This window comes from Massilia terrae (assembly GCF_024753145.1).
GTDB classification, from domain to species: Bacteria; Pseudomonadota; Gammaproteobacteria; order Burkholderiales; family Burkholderiaceae_D; genus Telluria; species Telluria terrae.
In genome coordinates, this window is sequence record NZ_JANUGU010000012.1 from 62,062 (window position 1) to 84,937 (window position 22,876).

Sequence of the window (22,876 nt, forward strand, 5' to 3'; positions counted from 1 at the left end):
CCGGCTCATGCTGCGCCGGCCGGGTGGCGGTGCTGGTCCAGGAAGGCGGCCAGCTGGTTCACGCTCTGGTGGTCGAACAGCAGTTCGGGCACGACCTGCATGCCGAGGCGCTGTTCGAGGTCGACCGCGATCGAGGCGGTCGCCAGCGAATCCATGCCGAGGGTGGTGAACGGCGTGTCGAAGTCGAGCGCGTGGATCTCGCGGCGCTCGCTGCGCAGCCACTTGAGCAGGCACTCGTGGATGATCGCGCGGGTGGTCGCCGAACCATGGCTTGGGGGCGGTGGCGTGTCCAGTTGCAGATGCGGCGCCGGCGGCGCTGCGGCGGCGCGGCGCAGCAGCGCGTCCGGCTGGTGGTCTTCGCCGGCCAGCCCCTGTTCGAGGTCGCCGATCGAGTTCGCATAGCCGGCCACCAGTTCGAGCAGGGCGGCGGGGCGCGCATACGGGCGCTGTCCGGCCAGCTCCGACAGCAGCGCCTGCAGCTGGACGTTGAAACGGCGGCGCGCCCACACCACGGCATTGCTGGCCGCGAGCCCTTCGGCGCCGATGGCCTGCTGGCGCTGCTCGGCCGCGCCCAGCAGGAAGGCGCTGGCGGCCAGTTCGCCCAGGCGGTAGTCGATCCACTGGCGCGCAGCGGCCTGCGATCCGAACAGCATGGCCGCGCCATCGGCCAGCGCGCCCACGCGCGCGGCGGCGGCGCCCAGTTCGGCGGCCAGCGCGGGCCGCGCCAGCACGGCGCCGATGAAGTGCTGCGCCGCGTTGTCCGGCCGCGCCAGCGTCGCGCCGAGGTGCGCGTACAGGGTTTCGGTCGGGCCTTCGAGGATGCGCAACACGCGCGCGTCGCGCAGGATCTGCGGGACGCCATTGGTTTCGATGTAGCCGCGCCCGCCCAGCATCTGCACCAGCTGGTCGGCGCCATGGCCAAGCAGTTCGCTGGCGGCAGCCTTGCAGGCCAGGTAGGCTTCCGGAGCGGCCTGGGCGCCGCCGTCGAGCTGCGCGGCGATCGCGTACACCAGCGCTTCGCAGGCCCAGGCCGCCGATGTCAGGTCCTGCAGGCGCGCGACGGTGACCGCGTTGTCGGCCAGCGTGCCGGTGGCCACCGTACGGCGCCACGCATAGCGCGCCATCAGCTGGGCGCAGCGTTTCATCGCGCCGACGCACATGGCGCCGATGCCCAGGCGGCTGAACAGCATCGCGTCGTGCGCCGCTTCCATGCCTTCGCCGGGCGCCAGCAGCACCGCGTCGTCCGGCACGAAGGCGTCATCCAGCAGCACGGTGTTCTGGATCATGCCGCGCATGCCCATGGTCAGCGCTTCCGGACCTTGCGCCAGGCCCTCGTTGTCGGCGTTGACCAAGAGGGCGATCATGCCCAGCGGGCTGCCGTCGGCCGCGCTGGCCTTGGCGAACACGGTGATCAGGCCGGCCCACGCGGCCAGGCCAATCCACTGCTTCTCGGCCTTGACGCGCCAGCCGCCGGCCGTCTTCACGGCGGTCGCGCGCAGCGCCATCGGGTTCGATCCGGCGGCCGGCTCGGTCAGCGCGAACGCGGCCAGCTGGCGGCCGGAGGCGAGCTGCGGCAGCAGGCGTTCGCGCTGGGCTTCGGAGCCGAAGCGCAGCAGCGGGCGCATGCCAAGGCCATTGTGCACGCCGACCATGGTGGCCACCGTGAGGTCGACCGCGGCCAGCTGTTCCATCACGCGCAGCAGGTCGGCGGTGGCGAGCTCCTTGCCACCGAAGCGGCGCGGCGCCTGCAGGCCGAAGAAGCCGGCGTTGCCCAGGTCCAGCACAACGTAGGGCGGGATGGTGCGGCGTTCGTCGATCACGCGCGAATTCAGGCGCCGTTCGGCATAGCGGCGCAGCCAGGCGATCATCGCATCGGCGCTGGCGCGCGATGCGGCGTGATCGGTTTGCGCGGCCGCCTGCGCGGCCGGCGCCGGCACCGATGCTGCCGCCGGCTTGGCGGCCCGCGCGGCGCGCCGGTCGAACAGGCTGCCCGGCATCACGTAGACCAGCTCCAGCTGCCCCGACAGCGCCAGTTCCTTGCAGCGCGAGCGCTGCACCTTGCCGCTGGTGGTGCGCGGGAAGGTGCCCGGCTTGACGAACACCACCGACGACACCGAGACGTCGAACTGCTGTGCGATCAGCTTGCACATGTCCTGCGCGATGGCGTCGATGCGGGCCAGGTAGGCGGTCCGGGCGCGCTGCTGTTCCTCGGTGCCGGACAGGCCTTTGTCCAGCTGCGCGGCGGCGCGCACCAGGTTGCGGTTGGCCTCGGCCACGATCGCCAGCCGCTCCTGGCCGTTGGCCTCGACCGAAAACGCGGCGCACATGTTCGGCTCGATGAAGTCGATCGCGTGCTCGATGACTTCCTCGATGTCCTGCGGGTAGACGTTGCGGCCGTTGATGATGATGAGGTCCTTCAACCGTCCCGTGATGAACAGCTCGCCGTCGCGCATGAAGGCCAGGTCGCCGGTGCGCAGGAACGGTCCTTCGCCGCTGCCGGCCAGGCGCGCGCCGAACACCTCGGCGCTTTCCTCCGGCCGGTTCCAGTAGCCGCGCGCGACGCTCGGGCCGGCGACCCACACCTCGCCCACGCGGTGGCTCGATACCGGCAGCCGCGTCTCGGGATCGACCACCAGTACCCGGGCGCCGGCGCCGACCCGGCCGGAGCTGACGATTTCGCGCGCGTCCGGGTCGCCCGGCGCGGCATCGCGGATCTGGTTCCCCTCGAGCAGCGACTTGCTCACGGTGCGCATCAGGGGCGCCCGCCCGCGCGGGCCGCCGGATACGAACAGCGTGGTCTCGGCCATGCCGTAGCAGGGGAACAGGGCGGTGTCGCGCATGCCGCAGCGCGCGAACGCGGCGGCAAACGCGCGCAGGGTGCCGGCGCGCACCGGCTCCGAGCCGTTGTAGGCGACGTCGAGGCTGGACAGGTCCAGCCCGGCCTTCTGCTCCTCGCCGATGCGCGTGGTGCAGTAGTCCCAGCCGAAATTGGGCGCGCCGGCGCAGGTGCCGCGGTAGCGCGAGATCGCCTCCAGCCATTGCAGCGGATTTTTCAGGAAGCTGGCCGGCGCCATCAGCACGCAGTGAAAGCCCACGTGCAGCGGCGACACCACGCTGCCGATCAGCCCCATGTCGTGGAACAGCGGCAGCCAGCTGACCATCACGGTGGCCGGCCCGAAGCCGAAGCCTTCGCGGATCGAGGCGACGTTGGCGGCGATGTTGCGGTGCGTGATCTCGACGCCTTTCGGCAGCGAGGTAGAGCCGGAGGTGTACTGCAGGAAGGCGACCATGTCGGGGCCGATCTCCGGCAGTGCGGCCGGGTCGCCGGACGGCTCCAGCAGGTCGGTCGACAGGCAGCTGCGGCTGTCCGCATCGACCAGCGACAGGCTGGCCAGCACCGCCGTTTCGCAATCGCTGCGGGTCAGGATCAGGGCCGGGTCGGCATCCTCCACCAGCGCCTTGAGGCGGCGCGAGGCGCGCGTCTTGTGCGGGATGGTGGACGGCACGGCGATGATCCCGGCCAGCAGGCAGGCCAGGTAGACCGTGATGAATTCGAGCCCGGCGGGATACAGCAGCAGGGCGCGCGCGCCCGGTGCGGCATGCCCGGCCAGCGTGGCCGCCAGCGCACTGGCGCGCCGCTCAAGTTCGCCGTAGGTGATCTCGTCGATGCGGCCGTCGTCGCGCAGGAAGGTGTAGGCCAGGCGCCCGGGCGCCGCGCGCGCGTGCTCGCGCAAGCGCTCGGTGAGCAGGACGATGTCTTCGCCGGTTATGCCGCTGATGTCCTGCATCTCTCCCAAATCGGTCCCCTGTCAGTGGCCGCGCCCCGGCCCGTCCTCGGCCAGCTCGATGGCCCGCCGCGCACGCGCGACCGCTTGCCCGATGACGGGTGCGGCTCGCTTAATTTGTTGCATATTATGGTTGGACATTAACTGAAGGCGCAAGCGGGAGGCGCCGACGGGCACTCCGGGGAATTCGACCTGGTTGACGAACACCGACTGCTCGAACAGCAGTTTGCCGACCAGCCGCGAGACCTTTTCGCTGCCGATCAGGACCGGCACGATCGGCGAGGCGATGCCCATGCAGTGCAGCCCTTCGGCCGCCAGCTGGGCGCGCAGGCCCTCGGCATTGCGCATCAGGTCCGCGCGCAGGGCGTCGCCCTCGCCGCCGCGGATGATCGCGATGCACTCGCGGATCACCGCCGCCTGCACCGGCGAGAGCGCGTTGGAGAACATGTGCGGCCCGGCGAACAGCTGCAGGTGGCGCTTGACCGCGCGTGACGCGGTGGCGACGAAGCCGCCGTTCGAGCCGAAGGTCTTGGAGAAGGCGCCCATCACCAGGTCGATCTCGCCGGTCATGCCCTGCTGGGCGATGCAGCCGCCGCCGCCCGGTCCCATCGCGCCCAGGTCGTGCGCCACGTCCACCAGCAGGGTCGCGCCGAATTCGCGGCAGGCCTGCTGCAGTCCGGCCAGGTCGGGGGTGTCCGAGTCCATGCTGAACAGGCCCTCGGTGACCACCAGGATGCCGTTGGCGCTGTCGCGCGCGCGGATCGCGGCCAGCTGCTCGCGCACGTGCGCCAGGTCGAGGTGGCGGTTGATGGCGACGTTGGGCGTGGCCGCGGCCGCGCCCTGGCGCAGCGAGGCATGCGCGAACTGGTCGATCACGATGTGGTCCTGCGGCTGCACCAGCGCCGTGATGGCGCCGAAGGCCGCGCCCCAGCCGGTGGGGAACAGGGCCACGTGGTCGAGCGCGACCAGGCCGGCGATCGCCTGCTCCAGTTCCAGCGAGATGCGGGTGTTCCCGAGCAGGACCGCCGAGCCGGCGCTGTGCGGGCCGGCCTCGCGCAGCGCCCGCGCCGCCGCTTCCGCCACCTGCGGGTGCGAGGCCAGCGACAGGTAGTCCTGCGAGGCGAAATTGATGCCGCGCGCGCCGTGGCCGCCTTCGTCGCGGATGCTGGCGATCGGCAGCGGCGCGCCGTCGAGCGAGCGGGTGTACTGCCACAGGCCGTCGCGGCTGCGGGCGTCGTGCCAGGTTTCGACCGCGCCGACGCGGCCCAGCAGGTCGGCGCCGCGCGGCTGCGCGAACTGGGCCGCCGATCCGGTCAGCGAGCCCTTGGCCAGCATCGCGCGCACCTGCTGCGCCAGTTCGGCGTCCGGGTCGTGCTGCGGCGCGCCACCGTCCTGCGGCAGCGCGGCTTGGAATGAGTCGCTCATGGTGTGATTGTAGCCGGACGGGTCAGGCGACCATCCGGGCCGGCGCGGCTTCGCGCTGCTGCCGCAGCAGCTCGGCGATCTGCTCGTGGCCGAGCGGGCGGTGGAAGTAGTAGCCCTGGGCGAAATCGCAGCCCATCGCGGCCAGGTCGGCCAGCTGGCCGGCGGTTTCCACCGCTTCCGCGATCACGATCAGCTGCAGGCGGTGCGCCATGTGGATGATCGATTCGGCCAGCGCATGGGCGCGCGTGCTTTCGCCATCCTGGCCCAGGCGCATGACGAAGCTGCGGTCCATCTTGAGGATGTCCACCGGCAGCTCGGCCAGGTAGGACAGGCTCGAATAACCGGTGCCGAAGTCGTCGATCGAGATCTTGATGCCGGCGTCGCGCAGCGTTTGCAGGCCGATGCGGTTGGTCTCGACGCTGTCGACCAGGATGCCCTCGGTGATCTCGAGTTCCAGGCAGGCCGGCTCGATGCCGGTATCGGCCACCACCGCCAGCACCCGTTCGATCAGTTCCGCATGCTTGAGCTGGCGCGCCGACAGGTTGACCGCGGTCTTCACCGCCGGCAGGCCGGCTTCGCGCCAGGCCCGGTTCTGCTGGCAGGCGGTGCGCAGCACCCATTCGCCGATCGGCACGATCAGGCCGGTCTCCTCGGCCAGGCCGATGAAACGCCCCGGTTCGATGCGGCCGTATTGCGGGTGGTCCCAGCGCACCAGCGCCTCGACCCCGACGATGCGTTTGGTGGCCAGGTCGATCTGCGGCTGGTACTGCAGGATCAGCTGGTTGTTGGCGAGCGCCTCGCGCAGGTGGTTCTTCAGCACCAGCCGTTCGGACGGCGGCAGCGGTTCGTCCGAGGTGTAGACCTGCACGCTGTTCTCGCCCCAGCGCTTGGCGCTGCCCATGGCGGTGTCGGCGCGCTTGAGCAGCACGTCGATGTCGCAGCCGGGCGCAGGGAAGGTGGCGATGCCGACGCTGAGCGAGACGAAGGATTCACGCTCGCCGACCGCCAGCGGCAGGGCGAAGCGGTCGAGGATCTTCTCGGCCACCTGCTGGGCGTCGCCGGGCTGGGCCAGGTCTTCCAGGATCACGATGAATTCGTCGCCGCCGGAGCGCACCACGGTGTCCGATTCGCGCAGGCAGGCGCGCACCTTGGCCGCGATCTGCACCAGCACGGCGTCGCCGGCCTCGAAGCCGAGCGCCTCGTTGATGTCCTTGAACTTGTTCACGTTCAGCAGCATCAGCCCGACCATGCGCTCGTTGCGCACCGCGCGTGCCATCGCGTGCGCCAGGCGGTCGCGCAGCACGCGCCGTCCCAGCAGCCCGGTGAGCGGGTCGCACTGGCTGGTGTCGCCCGACTCCAGCAGCGGCGCGCCGGCCGTGGCGCCGCTGTCGTCGACGATGCGGCGCGCGACGTCGATCGACTGGCCGTAGTTGACCACGCGGTTGCGGCCGCCCGACTTGGCCATGTACAGCGCCTCGTCGGCGCGGCTGACGGTCTGGCCGATGGTCTCGCCGTTGCGGTACTGCGCGACCCCGATCGACACCGAGATCCGCAGGCCGTCGGCGACGTCCGGGAACAGCAGCCGCTCGACCGTGTAGCGCACCCGCTCGGCGAACAGCATCGCGTCCTCCAGCGAGGTGGTGGGCAGCATCAGCAGGAATTCCTCGCCGCCGTAGCGGCCGAAGCAGTCGGTCTCGCGGATCTTCTTCTGCACCGTCAGCGCGAAGCTGCGCAGCACCACGTCGCCGGCCGCGTGGCCGTAGGTGTCGTTGATGCGCTTGAAGTGGTCGATGTCGAGCAGGCAGATGCAGAAGGCGTTGGCGCCGTTGTGCTGCACCCGCGCGCGCTCCTGCTCGATCAGGTCGATCAGGTGGCGGCGGTTATGGCTGCCGGTGAGCTCGTCGCGGATCGCCAGTTCGTTGATCACGTTGAGCGCCTGTTCGAGCTTGATGAAGCCCTGGGTCTTGGTCAGCTCGAACAGCAGCACGAACACCACGATCACCAGGTACAGGCCGAGGTCGCACAGCAGGTACAGCAGGTCCATGTCCTTGACCGGGTGGCCGGGCAGGGGGAAGCCGAGCAGGGGCAGGGTGTAGATCGCGACCACCGCCAGGCAGCTCATGCTGAGCCAGAACACGGCGGTGCCGACGCCGCCGAGGAACATCGCCACCACCGGCGCCGTGATCAGCCAGCCGGCGGTGGGCGCGTTCACCCCGCCCAGGTTGAAGGTCAGCCAGGTGAAGTTGAAGAACACCGCGCACAGGAACACTTCGCGCGCGATCGCGATGCTGCGCGTGAACTTGAGCAGGAACGGCGCCAGGAACATGAAGCCGCAGCAGGTCAGGATCTCGTGCGCCGCGACCGGGAAGCCGAGCAGGTAATAGGCGAGCGCGTAGAACGGGCCGGACAAGGCGGCCATCAGGACCGCGTTGATCACGTTTTGCGCCCGTGTCAGCTGGGCCGCGTGCTGTTGCGCTTCGGCGGGGATGAACCAGTGGATCGCCGTGATGTAACGGCTGACCCAGTGTGAGCTGGCGTTTTGCATTCTTGTCTCGAGCTGATGAAAGCGCCGGGTAGGGCGCGTGCCAGGTTTGTTCCGGTTTATCAGAACTTGCCTGATAGTAACACGCGAGCCTCGGGTTTACTTCACAATTGCGTGTCTGGCGGGGAGAGGTGTTGCGCCGACGTTGCAGATGGCGACCGACCGCCGGTTTTCCCTGAGTGAGCTAGCCAGAACCATGGGGACGCCAACCGGGAGAAAAACGATGGGACGCAGCGATGGCAGCTCAAGCATAGAGCGCGCCGGCATTGCAAATCAAAGCTTGCGCGGCGCCCGACGCCGGTGTAAGAAATGTCGACTTCCTGTAGTCGGATTGCCATTACCTGTATTCGGCTACACTGTGCGCTTTGTGCCAGTAAACACGCCGCCCAATGGAAGAAGAGTCGAACATGAGCCGTCCCGGCGACGATGCGCCCGCGTCCCCCACACCGCCATCCGCCGCGGTCCAGGCCAGCGGCCCGATGGGCGCCGGCGTCGTGCCGCTCGACCAGCGGCACCTGAATTTCCTGTTCGACCATGTCGCCGACGTCATCTTCTTCCTCGAAGTGCTGGGCGCCGACCGCTACCGCTTTGTCGCCGTCAACCAGCGCTTCGCCGGCACGACTGGTTTGCGCGTGGCCGACGTGATCGGCAAGGAGATCGACGAGGTCATTCCGCCGGCCTCGCTGGAACTGGTCAAGCGGCATTATCGGCAAGCAATCGAGACCGGCAAGACGCAGCACTGGGAAGAGGTATCGAACTATCCGAGCGGCACCAAGACGGGCGAAGTCAGCGTCTCGCCGGCGATCGAGGCCGATGGCGGCTGCTGCTTCCTGATGGGCGTGGTGCACGACGTGACCGAGCAGCGCCGCCGCCAGCAGGAACTGTCGATCCTTGAGCAGCGCTGGCGCCTGGCCCTCGAATTCTCGGGCGCCGGCGCCTGGGAGTGGCAGGCCGACACCGGCCTGCTGACGGTCTTTCCGGCCTGGCAGGACATTGTCGGCATGGCCGTCGCCCCGCTGCGGACGACGCGCGCCGCATTGGCGAGCTGGGCGCATCCGGATGACGTTGCGGACATCGAGCATGCCGTGGCCGGCCTGCTGTCCGGGCGCAGCGAGCGGCTCGATGTCGAGGGCCGCGTGCGCCATCGCGACGGCAGCTGGATCTGGATCCGCGCCCAGGGCAAGCTGATGGTGGACACCGGCGGCAAGCCCAAGCGCATGCTGGGCACGATCACCGACATCTCGGCCATCAAGTCGATCCAGCACGAGCTCGAACTGGGCGCGATCGTGTTCCAGAACAGCCACGAGGCGATCGCGGTGGTCGATCCCGGCGGCCGCATCCTGACCGTCAACCCGGCGTTCACGCGCATGCGCGGCTATTTGCCCGACGAGATCGTGGGGAAGGCGCCACGGGTCTACAACGCGGGCCTGGACGACGCCAATATCTACGACGCGATCTGGGAACAGCTGCACGCCACCGGGCAATGGTGCGGAGAATTGTGGAGCCGGCACAAGGATGGCCATGTGATCGCCGAATACCGCAGCATCGCCGCGGCCTGCGGCGCCGACCGGCAAGTGCGCTACTACATCGAGATCGGCACCGACGTCACGGAGACCAAGAAGGCGGAAGAGCTGGCCTGGCGCCAGGGCAATTACGACGCGCTCACGGGCCTGCCCAACCGCCAGCTGTTCCTCGACCGGCTGGGCCAGGCCATCGAGCGCGCGCGCGAGGAGGGGGGCGGCTTCACTTTGCTGGTCATCGACCTCGACCGCTTCAAGGACGTCAATGAAACCCTCGGCCACTCGAAGGGCGACCTGATCCTGAAGGAAGCGGCCCGGCGGCTGATCGACGGCACCGGCGAAAACGATACCGTGGCCCGCTTCGGCGCCGATGAATTCGCCGTCCTGCTGCGCTCGGCCTTCCAGCCGGGCGCCGATCGGCAGGCGGTCGGCGAGGCCGCCCAGGCCATCATCGATTCGATGGCGCAGCCCTTCCTGGTCGGCGACGAAACCCTGCACCTGTCCGCCAGCGTGGGCATCACCCACTATCCGAAGGACGCCACCGACATGGAAAGCCTGGTCAAGCATGCCAACCAGGCCATGCACACGGCGAAGGAGCAGGGCCGCAACCGCTACGCCTATTTCTCGCACATCATGCAGGAGCGGGCCCAGGCCCGGCGCCAGCTGATCAAGGATTTGCGCGCCTGCATCGCGGCCGAGCGGCTGAAGGTGCATTACCAGCCCATCATCTGCCTGGAAACGGGGCAGATGCGCAAGGCGGAGTCGCTGGTGCGCTGGAATCATCCTCAGAAGGGACCGATCAGCCCGGTGGAATTCATTCCCTTGTGCGAGGAAACAGGGCTGATCGTCGAGCTGGGCGAGCAGATCTTCAAGACCGTGGTCCGCGATGTCGGCCGGTGGATCCGCGACAACCACGCCGAGATGCAAGTGAGCATCAACGTGTCGCCGGTGCAGCTGCTGTCCGGGCACGAAGTCAGCGAGCGCTGCTTCCGCATGGCGCGCAATGCCGGGATTCCGGACCGCACCCTGGTGATCGAAGTGACCGAGGGCATGCTCCTCGATAACAATCCTTTCGTCATCCAGCAACTGCGCCAGATCGTCGACCATGGCATGGAGCTGGCGCTGGACGATTTCGGCACCGGCTATTCCTCGCTGTCCTACCTGAAGAAGTTCAATTTCCATTTCCTGAAGATCGACCGCGCCTTCGTCATGCACCTGGCGGCCGGCACCACCGACTATGCGCTGTGCGACGCCATCATCACGATGGCGCACAAGCTCGGCATGCAGGTGATCGCGGAAGGCGTGGAGACCGAAGAGCAGATGCGGCTGCTGCGCGAGGCCGGCTGCGACTTCGGCCAGGGCCTGCTGTTTTCGCGTCCCGTACCCGCCGATGAACTGGGCGGCTGGCTGGCATCGGGCGCACCGCCGTGGATCGGGCCGGGCACGCCATTCCCCGATGTTTAGCAACGGCTTCATGTGGCTGTATGACGATATCCAGGCGTGCAGCGCCTTGGCCACGATGGCGCATATGCCTCGGCGATCAACTCGGCGGTTGGTCCGTAAGCAAAGAGATACCGTCGTTCCCGCCTGCGCGGGAACGACGTTCTCTTTAAAACTAGCTAAGGCAGCGGCACCTGTTGCACCGGTCCGCTCTGGGCCTTGATAAACCCTTCCAGCGCGACCGACAAAGCCTCCAGCGAACTTTTTCCCACGGCCTGTTCAAGGTAGTGGTACTGCTGCTCGATCAGCGGCGCCATCTCGTCGATCAGCGCATCGCCTTTCGGCGCCAGGCTGACCATCACGCGGCGGTGGTCGCTTTCCACACGGATGCGCTGCACCAGCCCGGTTTCCTCCATGCGCGCCAGGATGCCGGCCATGCTGCTGCTGAGAATCTGGCACAGCGCGCACAGTTCGCGCGGTTCGAGCTGGCCGTGTTCGTCCAGCGCGCGCAGCAGGCGCCACTGCTGCTCGGTCAAGCCGTAGTGCTGGATGATGGGGCGGAAATGCGACAGCAGCGCGTCGCGCGCGCTCAAGAATTGCTGCGGCAAATTGCGATGTTTGAAACGCTTGGCCATTCTGCCTCCTGACGGGAAGGTTGACTTCACTAGCATGCTAGTGATTTAATCACTCATATAGTAGTGAATTATAAGGCCCCGGCGGCTCCCCGCTGCCAGAAACGAGACATCATGAACCTGCACGACCTCCCCTCCAGCTTCGACCAATACCAGGACCGCATCCGCCATCCCCTCTTGCGGCAACGCATCACCAGTGCCGCCGCGGCGGCGGCCTTGATCAAGGATGGCATGACCGTCGGCATGAGCGGCTTTACCCGCGCCGGCGACGCCAAGGCGGTGCCGCTAGCGCTGGCCGAACAGGCGCGCCGTGCGCCGCTGAAGATCACCTTGATGACCGGCGCCTCGCTCGGCGGCGAGGTCGACCGGGTGCTGACGGAAGCCGGTGCGCTGGCGCGCCGCATGCCGTTCCAGACCGACCCCACGCTGCGCGCCGCGATCAACCGCGGCGAAGTCATGTTCATCGACCAGCACCTGTCCGAACCTGTCGAGCACCTGCGCGCCGGCCAGATCGCGCCGATCGACATCGCGGTGATCGAAGCCGTCGCCATCACCGACAGCGGCGCCATCGTGCCGACCACCTCGGTCGGCAACAACGCCAGCTTCGCGATCCTGGCCGACAAGGTGATCGTCGAGATCAACCTGGCGCACTCGCTGGCGCTGGAAGGGCTGCACGATATCTTCATCCCGAAACGGCGGCCGCAGCGCGAGCCGATGCCGCTGATGACGGCGCGCGACCGCATCGGCACCAGCGCCATCATGATCCCGCCCGAGAAGATCGCGGCCATCGTCATCACCGACCAGCGCGACAGCTGCTCGACCGTGCTGGAGCCCGATGCGGACACGGCGGCGATCGCGGCCCACCTGGTGGCGTTCTTCGAGCGCGAAGTGGCGGCCGGGCGGCTGGGAGAGAACCTGCTGCCGCTGCAGGCCGGCATCGGCAACATCGCCAATGCCGTGATGTGCGGTTTCATCGACAGCCCGTTCCAGCACCTGACCATGTATTCCGAGGTGCTGCAGGATTCGACCTTCGACCTGTTCGATGCCGGCAAGCTCGACTTCGCTTCCGGCTCGTCGATCACGCTGTCGTCGCGCCGCAGCGAGCAGGTGTTGGGCGACATCGGCCGCTACAAGGACCGGCTGGTGCTGCGGCCGCAGGAGGTGAGCAACCATCCGGAACTGGTGCGCCGGCTCGGCATCATCGCGATCAATACCGCGCTGGAGGCCGATATCTACGGCAACGTCAACTCGACCCATGTGGGCGGCACCCACATGATGAACGGCATCGGCGGCTCGGGCGACTTCGCGCGCAATGCCTCGCTGGCGGTGTTCGCCACCAAGTCGGTGGCCAAGGGCGGCAAGGTGTCGAGCATCGTGCCGATGGTGTCGCACGTGGACCATAACGAGCACGACGTCGACATCATCGTCACCGAGATCGGGCTGGCCGACCTGCGCGGCCTGGCGCCGCGCGAACGCGCCCCGGTGATCATCGAACACTGCGTGGCCGAACCCTACCGGCAAATGCTGCGCGACTATGTGGCGGCGGCGAACCAGCGCGGCGGCCACACGCCGCACCTGCTGGAGCATGCCTTTGACTGGCATGTGCGCTACGCCGCCACCGGCTCGATGCTGCCGGAATAATCAGCTCAGCAGGATGTTGTCTTGATGTGAGCGCGCCTGCTGGATAAAGGCCTTGGGCGGCTGGCCAAGCGCCCTGACGAAGGCGCGCCGCATGCGCTCTTCGTCGTCGAATCCGGTCGCCGCCGCGATCCGCGCGATCGAGCTGTGGCCGTCGTCGATCATGGTCCTGGCCACTTCCAGCCGCAGCTTTTCGATCGCCTTGGCCGGCGCCATGCCGGTCTGGGTCTGGAATACCTGGCTGAAGTGGCGCACGCTCCAGTGGACGTGATCGGCCAGGTGCTGCCCGCCTTGGGTGAATACCGACTTGATCCACAAGAGCGACGATCCGCGCGCGATGCCGCTGGGGGCGTTCATCGAGGAGACGATGGCCGGCCTGGCGACAGGTGCGGATGAGGTGGTGGTCGAACAGGCGAAGCAGCTGCGTGCCAATCCGGGGCCGAACGAGCATGCGTTGGTGAACGGGCTCAACGAGATGCTGGTGGCCAACCCGATACCGCTCGCCTAAACTGCCGGTTGAATTATCGCGCTCGTCATGGCTGGCGTGGGCGCGTAGTCATCTATAATTCCTGTCGACTATCGCGCTTCCTTGCTTTGACCCTTCACTCGCTCTTCTGACAACAGTAATTCATGAAACTGACTAATGCCCGGCACTCGCTCAGCATCGCTGAATCCCGCGCCAAGGATTCCCACTCGCGTGTCCGCAGGCAATTCAACACCTTAATCAAGAAACTTGAAGCTGCGCGCCGTCGGCTGGCCGATTGGGAAGCGGCCTTGCCTGGCATCATGAACGAGGCCGAGCGCGAGTTTCACCCCCTTGCCCAAGCCTATTCGGTGCATCAACGGGAAATGTTGGTACTGTTGGACCAGATGCACCAACACCGTTCGTTAGGCAAAAGAGAACGCGCGAAGCTGTCCGACTTCATCTGTACGCTGGCGCTTGAGCTGATGGCCGGCGGCGACGATGTCGAGTTCAAGGATATCTACAACCGCCATAGCGGCGGTGACTTCGACGAGGAAACTGAGCAGGACGATGCCATTTCTCTCAGCATGATCGCAGATATCCTGGGCCTGCAAATGGACGACGATGACCTGCGTTCCCCCGAGGACATGCTTGAGGCGATGGCGGCGCGCGAAGGGCAAGGCTTCAGTGAGGAACAGCCGGCTGGGCGTGCCAAGGCGGGCGCACGTCGCAAGTCGGCCAGTGCGCTGGCGCAGGAACGGCGCCAAGCGGCGGCGGAGGATGAACTCAAGCAATCGGTGCGCGATATTTTCCGCAAGCTGGCCAGCGGCTTGCACCCGGATCGCGAGCCGGACGCTGACCAGCGCGAGCGAAAGACGGCCCTGATGCAGCGCGTGAATGTGGCATACAAGGCGCAAGATCTGCTAAGTCTGCTGGACCTACAGTGGGAAGCTCAACAGATCGATCAGGCCGATCTGAACAGCCTGAGCGAAGAGAGGATCAAGGCGTACAACAACATTCTCGAGCGTCAGCTGCGCGAAACCCGAAGCGAGCTTGATGGTATCGAGCAGAATGCCGTGATGGATAGTGGGGGGCGACTGCGCCGACGCCCCACGCCTCAGCTGCTATTGCGCTGCCTGCGCGTGGATATTGCTGAAATGCGCGCCAAGGTGAACACCATCACCATCGAGCTGAACGAGTTTAAGGACATTAAGAAGCTCAAGGCATGGCTCAAAACGTATTCGCCTGCGGTAAGGCACGACTACGATGACGTCTACTGGTTCTGATCCATCGGCTTTTCGCACCGCTCGGTGATGCTGCGTTGTACCGGAAATGGACCGGACCTGGTATTTCCAACGCTGGAAACAAAAACGCCAGCCTGGATGGGCTGGCGTTCTCGCTAAAGCATTCTTGGTGGCCCGGGAAATCTCATTCGAATGGCGTCGTCAGTTCCTTCTCATTCGTGTCCACGACGAAAACCGCGAGCAGCTTGGCCGGCTCCGTCGTGCTGGCATTGGCACTGACGCCGTGCCGGTCGCCAGGCATCTCAGAGAAATTCTGACCTGCTTTGTAAATGGTCTCAGGTCCGTCGTTGACCTGGCTGCGGATCGCCCCCTCCAGCACCGTCGCGTAGATGAAGGCGGACTTGGGATGTGTATGGCCAGGTGAAAAGCCGCCTGGACCGTATTCGACCAGCACGCCCTTGAGGCTCTTGCCCGGAACATTAGGCAGTTCGTGTTGGTAGACCAGGGTTACCCTGGCGTTCTTCGCCTTCGGCGCTTCGGCATGGACACCAGCAAATGGCAGACTGGCGACCAGCAGGGAAAGAATCATGCGTTTCACGAAGTTCTCCCTTAGTTTGCGGACCTGGCGCTGCGCAGCCATTCGTCGAGACCGATGCGGCCGAGGCGCGCTTCGCCCAGAGGCACCAGCGAGTGTTCGCCGACCTTGCCGCCGAAGTAGCGGGCCTCGGGATCACTGACAACCTGGCGCGGGTCGCCGACCGCTTTGAGGTAGCGGGCGATGAATTCGTTGAGCGGTGCGCGTTCCGGGCCGGCGATCTCGACAATGCCCATGCGCGGCGCCGCCAGCGCGACTTCGGCAACGTTCGCCGCCACGTCGTCCGATGCGATGGGCTGGAACTGGCCGGGCGCCAGCTTAACGACGTTGCCGACCATACCCGAATCGGCAATGCCGCCGAGGAATTCCATGAACTGGGTCGCGCGGACGATGGTATAAGGAATGCCGGAAGCCACAATCGCTTCTTCTTGTGCGACCTTGGCGCGGAAATAGCCGTTGTCAGGCATCCGGTCGGTCCCGGCGATGGAGAGCGCAACGTGGTGGCGGACGCCGGCTGCGGCTTCCGCCGCAAGCAGATTTCGGCTGGACGTCTGGAAAAATTCCATCACTGCATGGTCTTCCCATGAGGGCGAATTAGCGAGGTCGATCACCACTTGCGCGCCGGTCAAAGCCTGCTGCAGGCCCTCGCCGGTGATGCTGTTGATACCGCTTTTAGGCGAACCGGCGATGACCTCGTGGCCGCCCCGGCGAAGAATGGTGACGGTTTTCGAGCCGATCAGCCCGGTACCGCCAATAACGACGATTTTCATGATCTACCTTTCACATTGAAGAAGCACTTGCGATCTTCCCTGGCTATAAGACGTTATAGGTCGGCGTTTTGTGACAGGCAATCGTCGATTTTTGGCAGTCAACCAGATTTTTTTGTGCAGCCGGCCTAAACCGGCCTCAGGGGCGCTTCGTCCATCGGCGCGATCCGCCGAATAGAATCAAATGGTCAGCGGCGCGGCAGCAGGCTCTTGTTGATTTTGGCGGCGACGCCGACGCTGCGGCCGGCCAGGTTGGCGATCGTGTACTGGACGGCGCTACCCAGCACCACGGCGCTGTCGGACAGGCTGAGGCCGTAGTCTTGCTGCAGCCATTGCGTCATGCCTGCGGTCGCCATGCGCAGGGCGTCGTCCAGTGAACCGGCCTGGCCCAGCGTCATGATCTGCGTCGGCGATTCCACGCGCGGCATGCCGATCGCCTTGCCCTTGATGACGTCGATCGTGAACTCCACGTCCATCGACGTTTCAAGCGCGTACTGCGAGGTCTCGCCGTCGCCCTGCAGCGCATGGGCATCGCCGAGATAGAGCAGGGCGCCAGGCTGTTGCACCGGAAGGTAGATGGTGTTGCCCTCGACGACGTCATTGAAATCCATATTGCCGCCGAAGCGGCCCGTATCGCCGGTGGAAACGGCGGGGCCATCGGGCGGGGCCACCGCCAGCCCGCCCAGCATGGGCCGCACCGGCACGGCAAAGCCGCGCAAGGCGTCGCCGGCCTGCTCGGGGCTGGCAAGGCCGCGCTCGCGGTCCAGCTTCCAGCGCACCGGCTTGCCCAGTGTGCCGGCGCGGGCCGCAAGGCCAGTCGCCTGCGCGCGTCCGACGATGGCATCAAGGCTGTCCGCATAATCGCGGTTCAATTTCAGCTTGAGCAGGTGGACCACCAGGATGTCGCCTGCTTCCGCTCCCATCACGAAGAAGGGTCCGGTTTGCGGATTGCCAAACAGCGCGCGTGTCACGCCGCGCTCGTCGACGCCGCCGGAATCGATGGTCGTGGTGTGGATGGTATCGCCCGGCCAGACCGTCAAGACCGGCAGGCGGGTGGCGCTGAACTCGTTCGAATAATCCTTCGGCGCGAATTCATGCCGCTGCGGCGCGTTGGATGGGCGGTCCGGCAAGCGGCGGGCACTGAAGGCATGGCTGGCGCGCGCTTGCGCGTCGTTCGTATCAGGGAAATCCGCCTTGCCCTCCAGGCGGTCCGCGCTGGCGCTGCCTTTGTATTCGTAGCGCTTGCCCTGCTTGTCGACGACGTTCAGCAGAAGCTGACCATTCTTCCGTGTTCCGGTCAGGGCGTCGCCGTCGAGGGTGCCGGTCAGCTTGCCGTCCTCGTCCTGCAAATGCAGGGTCATATACGAGGGGTTGCCCCAGCGGTCGAGCTTAAGCAGCCAGCTTTCTGCCGCCTGCGCGGACATGGAAATGCAAAGGCAAGATAGCAGAAGTGCTTTGCGCATGGTCGGCTTCGGCTTCGCATGGGAAGTAAATACGCGGCATATTACCAGATGCCCATATGGCTGCTCCCAGGCCGACCATAAACAAAAACGCCAACCTGCACGGGTTGGCGTCTTTGCTTAAGAATTCTTGGTGGCCCGGGGCGGAATCGAACCACCGACACAAGGATTTTCAATCCTCTGCTCTACCAACTGAGCTACCAGGCCAAGAGGCACGATTATAGCCAGCCGATGCGAGCTTCGCAAGTCCTGCGTGCAAGTTTGTTGGCGAAGAGTAGCAATGCCCAGCCCCGCCACGCAGGTGGGCGGCGGGGGGTGTGGGGGCTTTTTTTCCGGGTGTGCGCGATTTCACCAATACTGCCCGATAAGGCCCGATACCTGTCCGGGAATCGCCGATCCGCGGTCGAATCCAAACGATATGCGCACGATTTCACGCGGATCGCGGTCGATTTCTCGCGAAACCATCTCGATTTCCGTCGGGCTGGTGGCACTTTCGAAATCGGGCGTAAATCGAGTATTTTCGAGCACGAATCGGAAGGAACCGAGTGCCGATCGACAGGATTCGACGTCGAATCGTTCGGTTGAGTGTGCATATCGTCAGGATGCGGGCCTTATGCAGCCAAATCGCGTACCCGGGATTTTGAAGCCCCCACACCCCGCACCGTCCGGCGCGGCAGCAGCGAATGGCTATAATGACTGGCATGACAACCTCGACCTCCGCACAACACCGCAGCGACGTCTGCATCGTCGGTAACGGCGCGATCGCCAAGACCGCCGCCCTCGGCCTGGCCCAGGCCGGCCACAGTGTCACGCTGCTGGTCCCGCCCGCGCGCGGCCCGGCGCAGGCGGCTGGCGCCGAGCGGCCGTGGGATGTGCGCGTGTATGCACTGAACCACACCGCGCACGAGCTGCTGTCCTCGCTCAAGGTATGGGGCGCGCTCGACATGGCGCGGGTGGCGCCGGTCGATTCGATGCTGGTGCATGGCGATGGCGAGCAGGCGGGTGGCCTGGCCTTCGACGCCTTCAGCGCGCATACCGGCACGCTGGCCTGGATCGTCGAGGACAGCAACCTGATGCAGGCGCTCGACGCCGCGCTCAAGTTCGCGCCCAAGGTGCAGGTGGTGCAGGGCCGCGCCGAGAAGCTGGTCGAGCAGCTTGATACCGCCACCGTCCGCCTGGACGACGGCACCGTCATCGAGGCCGAGCTGGTGCTGGGCGCCGACGGCCGCGAATCCTGGGTGCGCGGCCAGTGCGGCATCGGCATCGACTACCGTTCCTACCACCAGCGCGCCGTGGTGGCCAACTTCGCCTGCGAAAAGCCGCACCACGGCGTGGCCTACCAATGGTTCACCTGCGCCGAGGGCATCGTCGCGCTGCTGCCGCTACCGGGCAACCGGGTCTCGCTGGTATGGTCGGCGCCCGAAACCCTGGCCGAAACCCTGATGGGCGAGTCGCAGGGCGAGCTGGCGATCCGCCTCGGCCAGTTCGCACAGGACAAGCTGGGCGCCCTCAAGCCCCTGCAACCGGAGAACGTGAAAGCAGTGCCGCTGGCGATCGTGCGCCCGCATTCGATCGTGGCGCCGCGCGTGGCGCTGGTGGGCGACGCCGCCCACGCCGTCCATCCGCTGGCCGGGCATGGCATGAACCTGGGCTTCGGCGACCTGGTCGACCTGTTCAAGGTGCTGGCCGAGCGCGAGGAGCACCGCAGCATCGGCGACGAGCGTGTACTGGCGCGTTATGCCCGCGCGCGCAAGGAAGATGTGCTGCTGATGCAGCTTGCCACCGACGGCCTGGAACGCCTGTTCAGCGCAAATCTTGAGCCAGTACGAGTGATCCGCAATTTGGGGTTAAACTTGCTCGATAAGTTGCCGATGGTAAAGCGTCGCCTGATTTCCCACGCGATGGGCAAATAAACATCTAAGTTAAGGAAATATCATGTTGAAGAGGAAGCTCGCCCTGCTGATGGCGACGGGCCTGATCGCATCCTGCGTCGGCGCCCAGAACACGGTCGAGGCCAACATCAAGAAGGCGATCGAGCCGCGCCTGGGCGGGGCCAAGGTCGAGTCGGTCAAGGAAACGCCGTACGCCGGCCTGTACGAAGTGCGCGTGGCCGGCGACATCCTGTACACCGACAAGAAGGGCGAGTACCTGGTGATCGGCCATGTGTACGACGCCAAGACCTCGCAGGACCTGACCCGCGCGCGCATCGAGGACATCCAGAAGATCAAGTTCTCGGACCTGCCGCTGAACCTGGCGATCAAGCAGGTGCACGGCAACGGCAAGCGCACCATCGCGGTGTTCGAAGACCCCAATTGCGGCTACTGCAAGCGCCTGCGCCAGACCGCGCTCAAGGACCTGGACAACGTCACCATCTACACCTTCCTGTACAACATCCTGTCGCCGGATTCGTCGGACAAGTCGAAGAACATCTGGTGCTCGGCCGATGCCTCGAAGGCCTGGGACGAGTGGATGATCAACGGGAAAATGGCGCCGAAAGCGCCGGAGAAGTGCGAGACGCCGAACGAGAAGGTGCTGGCGCTGGGCCAGCAGCTGCACATCCAGGGCACGCCCGCCATCTTCTTCGTCGACGGCACCCGCATCCCGGGCGCGGTCGACTACAAGACGCTGGAAACCAAGCTGACGGCGGTCAGCAAGTAAGAACGGTATCAACCAACACTGGGGGAGAGCATTCGATGGTCCAATTGAATATCAACGGCCGCGACGTGCAGGTCGACGCCGACCCGTCCACGCCAATTTTGTGGGCGCTGCGCGATAACCTCGACATGACCGGCACCAAGTTCGGCTGCGGCGCGGCGCTGTGCGGCGCCTGCACCGTGCACCTGAACGGCAACGTGATCCGCTCCTGCGTCACGCCGATCTCCGCCGCGGTCGGGCAGAAGATCACCACCATCGAGGCGATGGAGCAGGACAAGGTCGGCAAGGCGGTGCAGGATGCGTGGGTCCGCCACGACGTCCCCCAGTGCGGCTACTGCCAGAGCGGCCAGGTGATGAGCGCGACCGCGCTCCTGCGCACCAACAAGGCGCCCACCGACGCCGACATCGACAACGCCATGAGCGGCAATATCTGCCGCTGCGGCACCTACCAGCGGATCCGCGCGGCCATCAAGGACGCGGCCAAAACGCTCGCCTGAGGAGATCGCCATGCGTAAAGAATGGATGAACCAGGGCGAAGCTGCGCCCATTGGCGGCGGCGTCTCGCGCCGCGGTTTCCTGAAGGCCGGCGCGGCTGGCTTCGTGCTCGGCTTCGTGATCCCGGGCGCGGGCCGCTTCGCCGCTGCGGCGCAGGGCCCGGCGCCGTCGGCGCCCAACGCCTTCCTGCACATCGCACCCGACAACACGGTCACCGTGATGGTCAACCGGCTTGAATTCGGCCAGGGCGTGCACACCGCGCTGCCGATGCTGATCGCCGAGGAGCTCGATGCCGACTGGTCGCACGTGCGCGGCGAGCTGGCCCCGGCCGGCGACGCGTTCAAGGACCCGATGATGGGCATGCAGATGACCGGCGGCTCGGGCAGCGTGGCGCACTCCTTCGTGCAGTATCGCGAGATCGGCGCGCGCGCCCGCGCCATGCTGGTCGCGGCGGCGGCGCAGAAATGGAATGTGAATCCCGGCCAATGCCGCACGGCGAACGGCGTGGTCTTCGGGCCTGCCGGCCAGAAGGCGAGCTACGGCGAGCTGGCCGAGGCGGCGATGAAGCAGCCGATGCCGGCCACCGTCACGCTTAAGGATCCCAAGGACTTCCGCTTCATCGGCAAGCCGACCGGCCGCATCGACGCGCGCGCCAAGTCGAGCGGTCACCAGCAGTTCGGTATCGACTTCAAGCCGCCCGGCGCCAAGGTCGCCGTTGTCGCGCATCCGCCGGTGTTCAGCGCCAAGGTCGCGAAATTCGATGCCTCCAAGGCGATGGCGATCAAGGGCGTGGTGGCGGTGTTCGAAGTGCCGGTCGACCGCGGCGGCCGTGGCGTGGCCGTGATCGCCGACGGCTACTGGCCGGCCAAGCAGGGCCGCGATGCGCTGGTCATCGACTGGGACACCGGCGCGGTCGCCAAGGCCGACAGCGCGCAGCAGCTGAAGGAATACGTCGCGCTGTCGAAGACGCCGGGCACGGTGGCGAAGCAGGCCGACATCTCGAAGCTGGCCGGCGCGCCGAAGAAGATCTCGGCCATCTACGAATTCCCCTACCTGGCGCACGCGCCGATGGAGCCGCTCAATTGCGTGGTCGACCTGCAGGACGGTCACTGCACGGTGTGGGCCGGCACCCAGTTCCAGACCTTCGACCAGGCAGCGGCCGCCGCCGCGGCGGGCCTGAAGCCGGAGCAGGTCACGGTCAACACCATGATGGCGGGCGGTGGATTTGGCCGCCGTGCGGTGCCCACTTCGGACTACATCGTCGAAGCGGTCAACGTCGCCAAGGCCTGGCGCGCCGCCGGCCACACGGGGCCGGTCAAACTGATCTGGAGCCGCGAGGACGACATCAAGGGCGGCTTCTACCGCCCGGCCTACGTGCACCGCGCCGACATCGGCCTGGACGCCAAGGGCAATATCGTCGCCTGGGACCACGCCATCGTCGGCCAGTCCATCATCACCGGCACGCCGTTCGAACAGTTCATGGTGAAGAATGGCGTGGACGCGACTTCGGTGGAAGGCATGGGCACGCCGTACGCGGTGCCGCTCAATCTCACGGTCCACAATACCAAGGCCAACGTGCCGGTGCTGTGGTGGCGTTCGGTGGGCTCGACCCACACGGGCTTCGTGATGGAGACCCTGGTGGACGAAGCGGCCCACGCCGCCGGCATGGATCCGGTCGCGTACCGCAAGAAGCTGATCCCGGCCGAGCACAAACGCCACCACGCCGCGCTTGAACTGGCGGTCGCCAAGTCCGGCTACGGCAAGAAGAAGCTGCCGAAGGGGCATGCCTGGGGCGTGGCGATGCACGAGTCCTTCAACTCGGTGGTGGCCTACGTGGTCGAGGCATCGATCTCCAATGGCCAGCCGAAGCTGCACCGCGTCACCGCGGGCGTGCACTGCAACCTGGCGGTCAACCCGATGACGGTCGAGGCGCAGGTGCAGGGCGCGGCCCTGATGGCGCTCGGCACGACGCTGCCCGGCGCCGCCATCACGCTCAAGGATGGCATCGTCGAGCAGCAGAACTTCAGCGACTACCGCGTAGCGCGCATGAACGAGATGCCGCAGGTGGAGGTGTTCATTGTGCCGTCCACCGACGCGCCGACCGGCATGGGCGAACCGGGCGTACCCCCGCTGGCGCCGGCCTTCGCCAACGCGGTCTTCAAGCTGACCGGCAAGCGCCTGCGCAAGCTGCCGTTCGACCTGGCGACGGCCTGAC

Annotated in this window: 15 protein-coding genes, 1 tRNA gene and 1 pseudogene; 8 read left to right on the forward strand and 9 right to left on the reverse strand. The window is 66.3% G+C overall.

Features of this window, described 5'->3' with window-relative positions:
- Positions 1 to 5: 5 nt before the first annotated feature.
- From NX778_RS23525 to NX778_RS23535, 3 genes are read right to left on the reverse strand one after another with little or no spacing between them, the layout of a single operon-like run.
- Positions 6 to 3,788 (reverse strand): AMP-binding protein, encoded by a 3,783-nt coding sequence (locus NX778_RS23525; RefSeq protein ID WP_258814246.1) that lies wholly within the window; start codon positions 3,786 to 3,788, stop codon positions 6 to 8.
- Between the two features lie 21 nt (positions 3,789 to 3,809).
- Positions 3,810 to 5,210, reverse strand: a complete 1,401-nt coding sequence (locus tag NX778_RS23530) for an aminotransferase class I/II-fold pyridoxal phosphate-dependent enzyme (RefSeq protein ID WP_258814247.1) — start codon at positions 5,208 to 5,210, stop codon at positions 3,810 to 3,812.
- A gap of 22 nt (positions 5,211 to 5,232) precedes the next feature.
- Complete coding sequence (locus NX778_RS23535; RefSeq protein ID WP_258814248.1) at positions 5,233 to 7,755, reverse strand: diguanylate cyclase domain-containing protein; 2,523 nt, start codon at positions 7,753 to 7,755, stop codon at positions 5,233 to 5,235.
- A 404-nt stretch (positions 7,756 to 8,159) separates the two neighbouring features.
- Between NX778_RS23535 and NX778_RS23540 the strand changes: the two genes are divergently transcribed.
- Entirely contained in the window at positions 8,160 to 10,736 is a 2,577-nt protein-coding gene (locus tag NX778_RS23540; RefSeq protein ID WP_258814249.1) for a sensor domain-containing protein, read from the forward strand.
- Between the two features lie 155 nt (positions 10,737 to 10,891).
- Here NX778_RS23540 and hpaR read toward each other — a convergent pair whose 3' ends face one another.
- The gene (hpaR, locus tag NX778_RS23545) at positions 10,892 to 11,347 is read right to left on the reverse strand and encodes a homoprotocatechuate degradation operon regulator HpaR (RefSeq protein ID WP_258814250.1); all 456 of its coding nucleotides are present in this window, start codon (positions 11,345 to 11,347) and stop codon (positions 10,892 to 10,894) included.
- Between the two features lie 111 nt (positions 11,348 to 11,458).
- Between hpaR and scpC the strand changes: the two genes are divergently transcribed.
- A complete protein-coding gene (scpC, locus tag NX778_RS23550) occupies positions 11,459 to 12,985 on the forward strand; it encodes a succinyl-CoA:acetate CoA-transferase ScpC (protein ID WP_258814251.1) in 1,527 nt (508 codons plus the stop codon).
- On the opposite strand, the gene NX778_RS23555 is transcribed toward scpC, so the two are convergent.
- Entirely contained in the window at positions 12,986 to 13,339 is a 354-nt protein-coding gene (locus NX778_RS23555) for a helix-turn-helix domain-containing protein (protein ID WP_258814252.1), read from the reverse strand.
- Between NX778_RS23555 and NX778_RS23560 the strand changes: the two are divergent.
- Positions 13,269 to 13,490: pseudogene (locus NX778_RS23560) on the forward strand (short-chain dehydrogenase); the annotation flags it as partial. The gene NX778_RS23555 and the pseudogene NX778_RS23560 overlap by 71 nt on opposite strands.
- Positions 13,491 to 13,612: 122 nt before the next feature.
- Complete coding sequence (locus tag NX778_RS23565; RefSeq protein ID WP_258814253.1) at positions 13,613 to 14,731, forward strand: J domain-containing protein; 1,119 nt, start codon at positions 13,613 to 13,615, stop codon at positions 14,729 to 14,731.
- Positions 14,732 to 14,873: 142 nt separating this feature from the next.
- Here NX778_RS23565 and NX778_RS23570 read toward each other — a convergent pair whose 3' ends face one another.
- The 4 genes from NX778_RS23570 to NX778_RS23585 form a co-directional block, all read right to left on the reverse strand.
- Entirely contained in the window at positions 14,874 to 15,287 is a 414-nt protein-coding gene (locus NX778_RS23570; RefSeq protein ID WP_258814254.1) for a cupin domain-containing protein, read from the reverse strand.
- An 11-nt stretch (positions 15,288 to 15,298) separates the two neighbouring features.
- Positions 15,299 to 16,054 carry an SDR family oxidoreductase gene (locus tag NX778_RS23575; RefSeq protein ID WP_258814255.1) on the reverse strand — a complete coding sequence of 252 codons (756 nt, stop codon included), beginning with the start codon at positions 16,052 to 16,054 and terminating at the stop codon, positions 15,299 to 15,301.
- 185 nt (positions 16,055 to 16,239) lie between these two features.
- Entirely contained in the window at positions 16,240 to 17,475 is a 1,236-nt protein-coding gene (locus NX778_RS23580; protein ID WP_258814256.1) for an acetamidase/formamidase family protein, read from the reverse strand.
- A 167-nt stretch (positions 17,476 to 17,642) separates the two neighbouring features.
- Positions 17,643 to 17,718 (reverse strand) — tRNA-Phe (locus tag NX778_RS23585).
- Between the two features lie 494 nt (positions 17,719 to 18,212).
- Here NX778_RS23585 and NX778_RS23590 point away from each other — a divergent pair.
- From NX778_RS23590 to NX778_RS23605, 4 genes are read left to right on the forward strand one after another with little or no spacing between them, the layout of a single operon-like run.
- Positions 18,213 to 19,424, forward strand: a complete 1,212-nt coding sequence (locus tag NX778_RS23590) for an FAD-dependent monooxygenase (protein ID WP_258814257.1) — start codon at positions 18,213 to 18,215, stop codon at positions 19,422 to 19,424.
- Between the two features lie 22 nt (positions 19,425 to 19,446).
- Entirely contained in the window at positions 19,447 to 20,169 is a 723-nt protein-coding gene (locus NX778_RS23595; protein WP_258814258.1) for a DsbC family protein, read from the forward strand.
- Positions 20,170 to 20,204: 35 nt separating this feature from the next.
- Positions 20,205 to 20,663: a (2Fe-2S)-binding protein gene (locus tag NX778_RS23600; protein ID WP_258814259.1), complete on the forward strand. Its 459-nt coding sequence runs from the start codon at positions 20,205 to 20,207 to the stop codon at positions 20,661 to 20,663.
- A gap of 10 nt (positions 20,664 to 20,673) precedes the next feature.
- Positions 20,674 to 22,875 carry a xanthine dehydrogenase family protein molybdopterin-binding subunit gene (locus NX778_RS23605; RefSeq protein WP_258814260.1) on the forward strand — a complete coding sequence of 734 codons (2,202 nt, stop codon included), beginning with the start codon at positions 20,674 to 20,676 and terminating at the stop codon, positions 22,873 to 22,875.
- Position 22,876 lies beyond the last annotated feature (1 nt).